The sequence below is a fragment of the Parabacteroides chinchillae genome, assembly GCF_900108035.1.
GTDB classification, from domain to species: domain Bacteria; phylum Bacteroidota; class Bacteroidia; order Bacteroidales; family Tannerellaceae; genus Parabacteroides; species Parabacteroides chinchillae.
In genome coordinates, this window is the sequence record NZ_FNVS01000018.1 from 64379 (window position 1) to 77855 (window position 13477).

Genomic DNA, 13477 nt, shown 5'->3' on the forward strand with positions numbered 1-13477 from the left:
TTAATTAAACAAAATCTATTATGCGTAAACATTTACAGACTCTTTTCCTTTTTTCGGTATTGAGTTTCTTGTTCACCGTCTCTTCTGTGGCACAGGTTACTACTGCCAGCATCAGTGGAAAAGTTGTGTATGAGGATGAACCAGTTATTGGTGCAACAGTCGTTGCAATACATGAACCTTCAGGTACGCGTTACGGAACCGTCACGAATATTGACGGACGTTACACCCTCCCTAATATGCGTGCCGGCGGACCTTACAAAGTTGATATTTCTTATGTCGGATATCAGCCCATCGCTTTTACAAATATTTCGTTGAACCTGGGTGATAACTACGCTTTGAATGCTTCATTAAAAGAATCTTCGGAGCTTTTGGAAGAAGTTGTTGTTATTGGTTCCAGCAACAGTAATATGAAAAGCGACCGTGCAGGCGCTATCACAAGCATTACAAGAGAAGGCATTGAAGCCATTCCAACCATCAGCCGTAGCATGAACGACATCATGCGTATGTCTCCACAATCATCAACAACAACCAACGGTTTCGCCGTAGGTGGCGGAAACTACCGTCAGTCATACGTAACAGTCGATGGTGCTGCATTTAATAATGCTTTCGGTATCGGCCAGAATCTTCCGGCAAACGGCTCTCCTATCTCTCTTGATGCTTTGGAACAGATCACCGTATCTGTTACTCCTTACGATGTCCGTCAGAGCGGATTTACTGGTGGTTCTATCAATGCTGTAACACGCTCGGGAGATAATAAATTCAAAGCAACAGCTTATACATATCTGAATAACCAAAGTCTGAAAGGTGTACACGTAGACGACTATACTTTGAAGCGCAGTAAAGCCCAATATTATACGTATGGAGCCAGTATTGGCGGCGCAATAATAAAAGATAAATTATTCTATTTCGTGAACGGAGAATACGAAGATAACGTAACAGCCGGCCCTATCACTCGTCCGCGTACCAGCGATAGTGAACAATGGGGTGATAATAACGTAAACCGCCCGACCGTAAGCGACATGGATATGATGAGCAAATACATGTCTGAAAAATACGGATATAACACAGGACGTTATTCCGGATATGATATTAAAACACCAGCCTACCGTATTATGGCACGTTTAGACTGGAATATTAATGATAACAATAAGATCAACTTCCGTTTTTCTAAGACTCATACAAAAGATTCAAACTCACCATCTTCTTCTACCAGTCCGATGAATGCAGCCAATATTTATCCGGGACATGGCAACAACGGCGGCAGAAGTTCCAAATATGCTATGACTTATGAAAATTCACGTTACTACCAGTTACGCGACTTCATGAGTTTGGCTACCGAGTTGAACTCTCGCTTCATGGATGGAAAAATGAACAATATGGTACGTCTGACCTATTCTTACCAGAACGAGCCTCGTGAAACAGATGGAGGATTCTTCCCGACGGTAGATATCTTAAAGGATGGTGACGTATATGCATCATTCGGCCCGGACCCATTCACATACGGTAACCTTCGCAGAGTAAAAACATTTGTTGCAACAGATGAACTGAGTTACTCCACAGGAATCCACAGCATGCTGGGTGGTGTACAGTTTGAATTTAACCATTCAGAAAACGGCTTCATGCCTGCCGGTTCCGGTTATTATGTATTTTCTTCATGGGATGATTTCGTTAACAATCAAAAGCCTTCGGCTTTCGCTATCACGCATCCTAACAACAATGGCCTGAAGCAAGAAAATGCAGCGTTCAACTACGAGCAAGTTTCTCTTTATTATCAAGACGAAATGGCTTTCACCGAAAACTTTAAGCTTACTGCCGGTTTGCGTTTGGAAGTACCTATTTATCCGGCTCTGAAAAATAATTATAACGAAGAATTTGCAGGTTTGTTATTCCATGGCAAACATTATTCAACGGATCAGATGCCTAAGACAACAGTAAATCTTTCTCCGCGTGTAGGTTTCAACTGGGACTTAACCGGAGAACGTAAATACGTTCTCCGCGGCGGTATGGGACTCTATACCGGTCGCATTCCGTTTGTCTGGATCGTTTCTGCTGTTGGGAACTCTAATGTAGGACAGTATCAGATGTTTACTTACAAATCCGACGAAGCTCCCAATTTCTCTCCTGATTTGAATGGTATACTGAACAACATGTATGGCGGCAAATATGAAGCGAAAGCATTACCGGCTCCGCAGTCTCCTACTATCATGACTGAAGACCTGAAAATGCCTTCTACATTCAAAACTTCATTAGCTTTCGATGCTAAATTGCCTGGTGATATAGGTTTCACAGTAGAAGGTATTTATAACCGTGACATCAACCCTATCGTAGTTACAAATGCAGGATTAAACGATCCTTCCGAAGTGAAGCTTTCTGCTAACGACACACGTTTGTACTATAATAACGGCTATTGTGCAACTAACAGTGAAGGCCGCGGCGTTACTCCTTATGTTATCGAAAACGGAGGAGACCAGGCTTACTATTACTCCATCACTTCCCAGTTGAGTAAACGTTTCAATTTCGGTCTTGATTTATCATTTGCATACACATATTCTTATGCAAAATCATACGGAGACGGTATCGGAGATCAGGTTACTTCCGCTTGGAAAACCAACACGAACTGCATTAACGGTTCCAACGCCCACGAAATTGGTTATGCCAGCTATGTTGCGCCAAACCGTATCATCGCATCTGCCGGTTATCGTAAAGAATACGGAAAGAACTTTGCTTCTGCTATAACCTTAATTTATGAAGGAAGCCAGCTAGGATACGCAGGCAATTATTCATATTCCCGTTTTGGTTATACATACAGCAATAACCCGTTAAATGATGGTGGTGCGACTCCGTTAATGTATATCCCGGCTTCTAAAGACGAATTAAACTTTGCAGACATTGTTGACAAATCAGGTAAAGTAACCTATTCTAAAGAAGATCAGGCAAACGATTTCTGGGCTTATGTAAACCAGGACAAATATTTAAGCAAGCACAAAGGCGAATATGCAGACCGCAACGGTGCTGTTATGCCTTGGTGTCATCAATTCGATCTGAAGTTTATGCAAGATTTCTATGTAAAAGTTGGCAACAGCCGTAACACAATTCAGTTCGGCATTGACATCAAGAACTTAGGAAACTTATTAAACAACAAATGGGGCATATACAAACAAGTTTCTACAAATGGTAACTCTCCTTTGAAGTTTGCTACAAATGAAAAAGGAGCTATCATCCGCGATGAAAACGGAGACTTTATGTACAACATGAATAAGAACGGCAGTCAGAAACTAACTGAAACATTTATGAATTATCAGGGCTTCGCTTCCACATCTTCCGTACAGTTCAGCATACGATATATTTTCAATTAATAAATATATTTATAAGAACAAATATCAAGGGGCTGCATCTCTATTGAAGATACAACCCCTTTCTTTTTTATGGATTATGCTGATTATAAGAAAGAATGTATTTTCAGATACTTACGGTGTATTTCTTAATTCATCGGCTATATCCCGATGGTTCTGGGCTTGTCCCTCATCTCCCAAAGCCGAATAAGCTTCTGCCAGGTAATCGTGTACATAGGCATGCTTGGGCTTCAATCCGGCAGCTTTCAGCAAGTCTGCTATTGCCTCATCATAGTATTTTAAATGCAAAAGACATTTACCCCGGTTATAACGGGCCTTAAAGGAATTGGTATCCAGCTTCACTGCTTTATTAAGGCAAACCTGTGCATCATAGTTTTCTCCTAAATCCATCAATGTCACCCCCTTGCGCACCCAAGCATCTACATAATAAGGATCTAATTTAAGTGCTTTATCAAAACAGCGGATAGCGGCATTGCCGTCTTTAGCTTTGGTTATACATTCGTTTCCCATCAGATAGTATTCGCGGGCATATTCTTTTTGTGTCTCACGCATGGCATGTATCTCTGCTTTCAAAGCTTTGATCTGCTCTTGCTGGGAATTTACTGTCTGTAATTTCAGGCGCATCAAACGTTGAACGGAAAGATTTTCCAACTCATTCCACTTCTTTACAGCAGCACAAAAAGATTCGACAGACTCTTTCATATTGCCTGCATTAAAACTGTGGACAGCCTGTGCATACAACAATTCGGCTTCACTCTCGCGCAAACTCTTTTCAATCAAACGTTGGTCATTAAATATCTGGCTAAATTCAACGATCTCTTTTTTAACAAAAATATCACGAGGCGAGATTTTACTTCTCAACACCAAACCTTCCAGCGATGTGCAACGGCTTAAAGCAACATACGTTTGCCCCCCTGCAAAAACGCCTCCTGTTAAATCTACAACAACCCTCGAAAAGGTAAGCCCCTGGCTTTTGTGTACCGTAATTGCCCATGCCAGGCGAATCGGTAATTGCTCGAAAGTTCCGACAATCTCTTCTTCAATGCGTTTTTCTTTTTCATTATACTGATACTTATAATTGCGCCAGGTAGTAGGTTCCACAAGATATTCCACACCACTTTCTAACATGACGTACACATTACCGTTTTCGTCCAGGCCTGAAATAATACCGATAGTTCCATTTACCCAACGACGCTCATGATCATTATCGATAAAGATGATCTGCGCCTGTTCTTTCAACGACAAATTCAATTGCGTTGGCAATGACGACTCAGGAAAGTCTCCATCGATCTTCCCTTCGGAGATAAACTCTTCTCCGGGAAGTTCCGCCAACTTCTTCTCATTGATATAATCTACCTGATCCCGGCGTGTGGCAAGTGTAATATACATATCTTCGTCTTTTGGTATAAAAGACGGAAAGCAACGGGCATTTAAGGTATCAAGTTCTTCCTTCCGGGCTATATTATTACGGATACGGTCAAGCACATTAATAAAAACCGGGTCTGTTTGTCTGTATACTTTCTGCAGTTCGATAGGAACCAGATTGATTGAGTTAAAAACACGTGCTGAAAAGAAATAAGGAGTAGCATAAAACAGACTCAGAATTTCTTTTTGGTCGGACGGCACTACCGGTTCCAGTTGAAAAACATCTCCTACGAACAACAGTTGTTTTCCTCCGAACGGCAAACGCATATTGCCGGAAAAAACACGCAATATGCGGTCTACACAATCTATAATATCCGCCCTCACCATCGAGATTTCATCGATAATTATCAACTCCACTTCCGAAATAATTTTACGATGCTCTTTCCTGTATTTAAAGAACTCGAAAATACGCCCATCCTTCAAGCTCAAATCCGGATCATCCGGTAACATCGGCCTGAAAGGTAACTTAAAGAAAGAGTGCATAGTTACTCCGCCGGCATTGATTGCAGCTATACCTGTAGGAGCTAATACAACAAACTTCTTTTTCGTATGTGCACAGATATGTTTCAGAAATGTAGATTTGCCAGTCCCGGCTTTTCCCGTAAGAAAAACGGATTGGCGTGTATGAGTTATCAACTGCAATGCATCCTGAAACTCCTTATTGTTAGTGTCTAACTGAAATTCCAATCGAATTAATTTTTAAGTAGACAAAGCTAAAGAATATTTTAAATATCCCTCTAAAAAGAATACATTTTATTTGGTAATACGCAAAGGATTGCATTTATTTGTGATATCAAAACAATATCAAATACAAATTATTATGAAGACACAAGAAAAAGCTTTTAACGGCATTAAACTTTCCGGTTTCATAGCGATATTATTCATCCTTATCATACTGGGAGTTTCTATTCTCATGTTTGCCTTAAACAAACCATGGAGCCTGATCCCTGCCATTATTGGTATTTTCTGCGCAATTTTCATGTGCTATGGTTTCATGATTATTCAACCGAATAACTCCCGGGTTATGACTTTTTTTGGGAAATACACCGGCACTATAATCGAAAATGGTTTTTTCTGGGTGAATCCGCTTTTACTAAAAACAAAAGTAACTTTACGTATTTTCAACTTGAACCTTGAGCCGATCAAGGTAAACGACAAAGTAGGAAATCCGGTGATGATTGGCGCTGTTGTTGTCTGGAGAATAAAAGATACTTACAAAGCAACTTTTGATATTTCGGGAGATGTAAAGATGTTTGTACAAATTCAAAGTGATGCAGCTTTGCGGCAAGTTGCAGGCATGTATGCCTACGACACGAACGAAACAAGCGATAAAGTAACTTTGCGATCAGATAACGAAGGCGAAGTAACCCGGCGGCTTGAGGACGAACTAAACAGCAGGCTGACTCTTGCTGGAATAGAGATCGTAGAAGCACGCATTAACTATTTGGCCTATGCCTCAGAAATTGCAGGCGTAATGCTCCGCCGTCAGCAGGCAGAAGCAATTATCGCTGCCCGTGAACGCATTGTGGAAGGTGCAGTCAGTATGGTTCATTTAGCATTAGACAAACTTGAAAAAGATAGCGTTGTCGAACTGGACGAAGAAAAGAAAGCAAGTATGGTCAGCAATCTGCTTGTAGTACTTTGTGCCGACGAATCCGCCCAACCAATTATCAACACGGGTACATTATATCAATAATTTAATTTTTTAATATTAATAAGAAGTGATGGCCAAAAAAGAGAATGCAACCAAAAACTTTGTTCTGCGCATTGATGCAGAAATGATGGATGCTATCGAAGCCTGGGCTGCGGATGAATTCCGCAGTACCAATGGCCAGATTCAGTATATTCTGGATCAGGCATTACGAAAATCAGGTCGGTTAAAAAAGAGAAAGGAGTCCAAGCAAGAAAAATAGCACACTCCTTAATTCTATCAACAATCTATATTTTTTTAGTTGCCTACCTAAAAAGTACCAGACCATAGTCTCAACAAAGAGGCGTTTAAAAGTTCACTTTGTCACCTTCTGTCAGCATCTTCGGGACTTATCCCCAATTTGTCAAACAATCGGATATTGGCTATATATCATTGACACATATATTGTTGTTTTATTATTACTGAGATTGTGCCTGCAACACTTTAGTGCTTCCGGCAGACGTTTTTTACTACTTTTATGTCAAGAGGAAAGTAATAGAGATAATCTTATTCACCGGCTGATGAACAACCAGGCATCTTTAAACTTATCGTTTTTACGAAGATCAGCCATATAATTCTCGGCCTGTTCGCGGTTATCATACTTATCGGCATAAATACGGTATTTGCCATCACGTACGACTTTACTTACGTTCTTGCATTCGCTTTGTACACTGGCTATATACTCATTAGCTTGGCTCTCGGAAGGAAAACTGGCTATCACGATGTGATACATTTTCTTTGACCCGGCTACAGCAACAGGTTTTGAAACCTCTTTCACTTTAGGTGCAACAGAAGCAGCCGTTCTTGTCTTTGCCTCTTTAGCAACCGAAGACTGACGTGGTGAAGCAATCAAAGCAACATCAGCCTCTTTCTTGTCTGCTTCAGCTATTGTTGATGAAGACAAATTAAGTTCGGGCGCTTTATAAGATACAATTTCGGTCGGTACAAAACTAGCTGTATAAGCCGACTGGTTTACATCCTTCACCGGAGTAGACACTAAAAAGAATAACGCCACCGCAGCAGCCGATGCCGCCACCACACGCACCCACTTGCGACTAACAGGGATATACAATGTATCTTTCTTATGTTTCTGACCTACCTCAAGAAGTCTCTTCTCTGCCAGATAAGATTCCAGCGTAGGAAAACTAAACGAAGACAAACCGTACGATGTCAGGTTAAAAAGTGCCGTATCTGCCGGAAGAAACACCGTTTGGCCTTCTTCTCCCAAAGAAAAAGAACCGATATTTCCAAAAGACAAACTTTTATGCTGTTGCAAAGTTTCTTTCAGGCTTTTCACATCTTCTTCAAGCATCAAAACAGCTTTCCGATAGTCCACACCATATATTTGCATATACGACTCTGACAATAAGCCATCGTTATGCTGTAAAGTCGTATTAAAAACGATCTCTTTACGGGAAGGATTGAACGAATGGCTCTCTGCCTGATACTTAGCAGGTATCGTCTGAAGCACAAAACCTCCGAACTTCGGCACAATGACACAATCATGTACCAGCAGCGTGCGTTCTATATGTGTTACTATTCTTAACATAGTACAAAGATATAAATTAATTCACAGGTTTTACCCAACGATTCAAAATATTATTTGGGGTAGCCAATACAAATTTATAGAACTGCGAATCCGGCAGTTTAGTCAAATCTACCGTATACTGCTTCTGTCCGGCAGGAACGGTTGTAATCTCAACCCACTGGTCTTCTTTGCCTTCCTTATAGTTGTTGGTTGCAGTTCCATAAATCGTAACAGGTGCTTTCTCCGAATAGCAATTCCATGTCAACGATACCGAATTATCATAGGGTAGCGAGCGTAAATCATAAATATCCACATCACCGATAAAAGGCATACCATCTTGTTCCCATTTCACATGCCGAGGGATGTCAAACCCCATAAAACGGCAGATGGAAGGAGCAATATCTGTTATAGAAAGATAAGGAGCTTTGAAATGTGCATTGACGGGCACATTGGTAGAAATCCAGGTAGTCCGTTCGCGCCAGGATTGGCCTCCGTGACCATGCCCGTTTTCCTCCCGCCCATGATCTGTAGTAACCACTACCATCCATTCTTCATCAAAATTGGCTTCGCGATATTTCACAGCTTCCCACACACGGGCAATCTGTTCATCCGCTTTACGAACATATTCATCAAAGAACGGACCATTCCCCATAATATGGCCGGCATCATCCGTATACCACAGATAAACCCAGCTCAAATCCGGTGCATTCTCACGTATTCCTTTGGCCGCTTCACGAGAAACAACTTCATCAATGTCGAATATATGCATATCCTTCGGAGCTTTCGGAAAACGGGCAGTATCCAGTTCGTAGCCATCGGCCACATAATCAATCTTCAGGTAATTGGTTTCCGGCTTCCCTTCACCTATCAAAACAGTACGGTTGTCTGTCCAACTGGAATAGATTGCCGTTTTATAGTCTTTCGGTTGCTCTTTGGCAATACGGAAAATTGTCCAATAGTTATAGTTTGGTTTCAAATTATCGTTTCCTCCCACATTATGCTTGTTAAACCAGGTTCCCGTCAACAGGTTAGTATAACCTATAGCAGAAATGGTTGCTGTTTCGGAATATCCGCCCACTTCGCCACCTGTATAGGCACGGCTATAAGCCCCACGGGAAGCAATATCAAACACGGCTGGTGTATGAAGGCGTTCGATCTGGTCGGCAGGAATACCGTCAACTATTATATATACAGCCTTCCGTACTTTTGCATTTACACACAAACAACAAAACACTAAAAACAAAAAGGAGTAGAGATATTTCATAATGTCATCCGGATTTAAAGATTTCCTTTACAAAAGTAGAAAAGACCCGGATAAAAACAAAATTAGATGTAGCGTTAATTGGAGATCGGATATGTTTATGTAAGTTTGTAATCTGTTAATAACATACAATATGTACCTGACATCTCAAACCCTGCATGCAATAAAAGTAATGCCTTTCCTCGGAGGCTGGCTGGCAGACCGTATATTGGGCGATCCGGAAGGCTGGTTTCATCCGGTTGTGTTTTTCGGCAAACTGATTTCCACCGGAGAGAAAAAGTTAAACAATGGAAATAACCGCGAGTTGAAAGGTTCATTAATGGCGATAGGTTTTATTCTGGGCGTTTACTTTATTTGTTATGGAATACTAGACCTGGCAAACCGTATAAATCCGTCGATTCAGTCTATACTTATAGCCATTGGCGTATTCTATTGTCTGGCAGGCAAGACATTGATAAAAGAGGTAAAAGCCGTATTTGAGGCAACCGACCGGAGCACAGAAGAAGGACGCCGGCAGGTAAGCCGCATCGTAGGACGGGACACAAGCCGCCTTTCCCCGCAGGAAATACGGGCGGCTGCGTTGGAAACGTTGGCGGAGAACCTGAGCGACGGAGTGATTGCTCCCATGTTTTGGTTTGCCCTCCTTGGTCTGCCGGGTATGATGGCATATAAGATGGTCAACACGCTCGACTCTATGATAGGATATAAAAACGAACGCTATCTGGCATTCGGCAAATCGGCGGCTCATTTGGATGATGTGGCAAACTATCTGCCGGCACGGCTAACAGCTTACCTGATGCTAGCAGCCTCCGGCAACTGGAATAAACGCAGCTTTGTAAAACAATACGGACCGATGCATGCCAGCCCCAACTCCGGTTACCCCGAAGCTGCTTTGGCTGCGATATTGGATTGTCGTTTCGGAGGAACACACGACTACTTCGGACAGCCAGTAGAAAAACCGTATATCGGTACAAACGAACGTGCGTTTACCACAGACGATATGCTGCAGGCTATAAAAGTAAACAGCAACACAGAACTGGTAATGGGACTTATTGTTATAACCATTTTATTATTCATCTGATAATGAAATATATTACATTAGTTACAGGAGGACAACGTTCCGGAAAAAGCGGATATGCACAACGGTTGGCATTGTCATTGTCCGAAAACCCTGTTTATCTGGCTACTTCACGTGTCTGGGATGAAGAATTCAGGCAGCGTGTATTGCGCCATCAGAAAGACCGCGGACCGGAATGGACCAATATAGAAGAAGAAAAGCATTTGAGCCGGCACTCTCTGGCAGGTCGTGTCGTCGTTATAGACTGTGTTACTTTATGGGGTACCAACTTCTTCTTCGACAATAACAGTAATGTAGAACTTTCGCTTTCCGAACTGAAAGAAGAATTTAACAAATTCACAAACCAGGAAGCCCGTTTCATCTTTGTAACAAACGAATTAGGCATGGGCGGGGTAGCGGCGGACGAAGTTCAACGGAAATTCACAGACATGCAAGGCTGGTTAAATCAATATATTGCATCCAGAGCAGATGAAGTTATATTAATGGTTAGCGGTATTCCGGTAAAGATAAAAGAAAACAAATAAACATATACAACAATGATTACATTCCATATTGAAAAGCCTGATGAAAAGTTAGTTCCGGAACTGGAAGATAAAATAAACAACCTGGCAAAGCCCAAAGGTTCTTTAGGACGTCTGGAAGAGATCGCTTTACAGATCGGACTTATCCAGCAAACATTAAGTCCGGTTCTGTCCAACCCGGTTAACGTTATATATGCAGCCGATCATGGCATTGCCGATGAAGGTGTGAGCCAGTCTCCCAAAGAGATTACCCACCAGGTAGTATACAATTTCCTGAACGACGGCGCAGGCGTATGCTTCCTTGCACGCCAGCATGGTTTCAATATTAAGATTATAGATGCGGGAGTAGACCACGAGTTTAGCCCCAATCCCAAACTTACCAATAAGAAAATCAGAGCAAACGGTACGCGCAACTTCCTGCACGAGGCAGCCATGACAACAGAAGAAATGGAACTGGCACTGCAATACGGAGCTGACGTTGTGACCGATTGTTACAAGGAAGGATGCAACGTAATAAGTTTCGGAGAAATGGGCATTGGCAACACTTCCGCTTCAAGTATGTGGATGACTTGCCTGACCCGGATTCCTTTGATAGATTGCGTAGGTGCCGGAAGCGGGCTTAATACAGAAGGGATAAAACATAAATATAATGTACTGAAAGAAGCCCTCGACAATTACAAGGGAGATGGAAGTACATCAGACATCATGCGCCACTTCGGCGGTTACGAGATGGTAATGGCCGTAGGCGGCATGTTGCGTGCTGCCGAACTGAAAATGGTAATACTGATAGATGGTTTCATTATGACCAACTGCGTACTGGCAGCTTCCCGCCTCCATCCGGAAGTACTTCCTTACTGCATCTTCGGACACTGCGGCGACGAAACCGGCCATAAGCGGGTATTGAATTTCTTGAAAGCAAAGCCTTTACTGGATTTAGGCCTGCGTTTAGGAGAGGGATCAGGGGCCGTATGTGCCTACCCTATTGTGCAGTCGGCAGTGAGGATGATCAATGAGATGCACTCTTTCCAACAGGAATCTATTACAAAATACTTCTGATATGTTACGTATACTGGCGGCACTTATCTTCTTCACCCGACTCCCGTTCTGGCGGCTGGCCGAAGTGTCGGGCGAATACTTTAAAAAAGTGGTGAGTTATTGGGCCATCACCGGGTGGCTGACAGCCGGCCTGTCGGTCTTGGCGTTCTATGCTGCATCACTCGTCCTGCCGGCAGGCGTTGCCCTGTTGCTAGCAATGGCTACACGGCTACTCGTAACCGGCTGTCTGCATGAAGACGGTCTGGCAGACTTCTTCGATGGCTTTGGCGGAGGCACCGGTCGGGAGCGCATTCTGGCTATTATGAAGGATTCGCATATCGGCAGCTACGGGGTAATCGGGTTGATTCTTTACTTCGGGCTTTACTATATGTTGTTGTCCGGCCTGCCTGTTTCATTAGCGGGATGCGCCATACTGGCAGGCGATCCGTTTTGTAAAGGAGTGGCAGGTATGATCATCAACCGGCTTCCGTACGCACGCAAGGAAGAAGAGTCGAAAAGTAAGACGGTCTACAGCCGAATGACAGCGCAGGAGTACCTGATATGCGCAGTAAGCAGTCTGCTTCCGCTCTTCTGGTTGCCGACGGCCACGTATCTCTGTGCCGCAATATTTCCGGTTGCCACCTGGTTCCTGCTTACGTCTCTTATGAAAAAGAAGATCGGAGGATATACGGGGGATTGCTGCGGCGCGCTGTTCCTCCTTTGCGAACTAAGCTTTTATCTCGGAATAGTTGTTATTTATACTATATAAGCCCTTTAAAATATGGAAATACACTTTATAAGACATACCTCTGTCGATGTTCCTGCAGGATATGCATACGGACAAACGGACGTTCCGTTACGTCAAACTTTTGAAGAAGAAGCAACGACAGTAAAAGAAAATCTGACCAGCTTATCTTTCGACAAAGTATATACCAGCCCGCTTACACGTTGTACCAGTCTGGCTACTTACTGTGGGTATCCGGACGCCCAACGGGAAGAGCGTATCAAAGAAATAAACTTCGGAGAATGGGAAATGAAATCATGGGAAGAAATATCCGCAGACCCTCGTTCTGAAGCGTGGTTCGAAGACTGGGAGAATGTACGGACACCCGGCGGAGAGTCGTTCGCTGATCAGTATCGGCGCGTCTCTACTTTTATAGATGAGATACGTGAATACGGGCTGGAACGGGTAGCAGTCTTTGCCCACGGAGGTGTTCTGGCCTGCGCACAAGTGTATGCAGGTAAATACAAGCTATCGGAAGCATTCAGGCACATGGCTGCTTATGGCGAGGTAATCAAACTGGCATTCGGCTAGAAGGAAGGATAAGGTGTTTGATCCCCTCAAAGCCCTAAACCTTACTTTTTCCTGCTCCCGGAGCAAGCTTCTTTCCCCCTCGAAGCGGCATATCTTGTCGAATCCATATTCCTCTTTGGCACGATCACAGTAAGAAACAATATCCTTTGATAAGACAATTTCGCTTGACTGTAGTAAATACTAATATATCTTCCATAACACACCTATATTATCAAAGCATTCAAAGCAAATGGAAAGAATATCCTCATTTAATAAAACAAAGTACAATACT

General features: G+C 42.8%; 11 protein-coding genes. 8 read left to right on the forward strand and 3 right to left on the reverse strand.

Annotation, left to right across the window (positions count from 1 at the left end):
• Window positions 1-20: 20 nt before the first annotated feature.
• The gene (locus C4S38_RS13435; RefSeq protein WP_103984120.1) at window positions 21-3356 is read left to right on the forward strand and encodes a TonB-dependent receptor; all 3336 of its coding nucleotides are present in this window, start codon (window positions 21-23) and stop codon (window positions 3354-3356) included.
• Between the two features lie 111 nt (window positions 3357-3467).
• Here the strand turns inward: C4S38_RS13435 and C4S38_RS13440 are convergent, their stop codons facing one another.
• Window positions 3468-5465, reverse strand: a complete 1998-nt coding sequence (locus C4S38_RS13440; RefSeq protein WP_103984121.1) for an AAA family ATPase — start codon at window positions 5463-5465, stop codon at window positions 3468-3470.
• Between the two features lie 133 nt (window positions 5466-5598).
• Here C4S38_RS13440 and C4S38_RS13445 point away from each other — a divergent pair, with 133 nt between their 5' ends.
• Window positions 5599-6474, forward strand: a complete 876-nt coding sequence (locus C4S38_RS13445) for an SPFH domain-containing protein (protein WP_103984122.1) — start codon at window positions 5599-5601, stop codon at window positions 6472-6474.
• A 28-nt stretch (window positions 6475-6502) separates the two neighbouring features.
• A complete protein-coding gene (locus tag C4S38_RS13450; RefSeq protein ID WP_099463515.1) occupies window positions 6503-6691 on the forward strand; it encodes an Arc family DNA-binding protein in 189 nt (62 codons plus the stop codon).
• Between the two features lie 288 nt (window positions 6692-6979).
• Here the strand turns inward: C4S38_RS13450 and C4S38_RS13455 are convergent, their stop codons facing one another.
• Window positions 6980-8017, reverse strand: coding sequence for an HU domain-containing protein (locus C4S38_RS13455; RefSeq protein WP_103984123.1), 1038 nt, complete (start codon window positions 8015-8017; stop codon window positions 6980-6982).
• Between the two features lie 16 nt (window positions 8018-8033).
• A complete protein-coding gene (locus tag C4S38_RS13460) occupies window positions 8034-9260 on the reverse strand; it encodes a hypothetical protein (RefSeq protein ID WP_103984124.1) in 1227 nt (408 codons plus the stop codon).
• Between the two features lie 130 nt (window positions 9261-9390).
• Between C4S38_RS13460 and cbiB the strand changes: the two genes are divergently transcribed.
• Genes cbiB through cobC form a run of 5 tightly spaced genes read left to right on the forward strand, consistent with a single transcriptional unit; the run spans window position 9391 to window position 13206 of the window.
• Window positions 9391-10338 (forward strand): adenosylcobinamide-phosphate synthase CbiB, encoded by a 948-nt coding sequence (gene cbiB / locus C4S38_RS13465; protein ID WP_103984125.1) that lies wholly within the window; start codon window positions 9391-9393, stop codon window positions 10336-10338.
• 2 nt (window positions 10339-10340) lie between these two features.
• Entirely contained in the window at window positions 10341-10859 is a 519-nt protein-coding gene (cobU, locus tag C4S38_RS13470; RefSeq protein ID WP_200817978.1) for a bifunctional adenosylcobinamide kinase/adenosylcobinamide-phosphate guanylyltransferase, read from the forward strand.
• 12 nt (window positions 10860-10871) lie between these two features.
• Complete coding sequence (gene cobT / locus C4S38_RS13475) at window positions 10872-11912, forward strand: nicotinate-nucleotide--dimethylbenzimidazole phosphoribosyltransferase (RefSeq protein ID WP_103984126.1); 1041 nt, start codon at window positions 10872-10874, stop codon at window positions 11910-11912.
• A gap of 1 nt (window position 11913) precedes the next feature.
• Window positions 11914-12660 (forward strand): adenosylcobinamide-GDP ribazoletransferase, encoded by a 747-nt coding sequence (locus tag C4S38_RS13480; protein ID WP_103984127.1) that lies wholly within the window; start codon window positions 11914-11916, stop codon window positions 12658-12660.
• 12 nt (window positions 12661-12672) lie between these two features.
• Entirely contained in the window at window positions 12673-13206 is a 534-nt protein-coding gene (gene cobC / locus C4S38_RS13485; RefSeq protein WP_103984128.1) for an alpha-ribazole phosphatase, read from the forward strand.
• Window positions 13207-13477 lie beyond the last annotated feature (271 nt).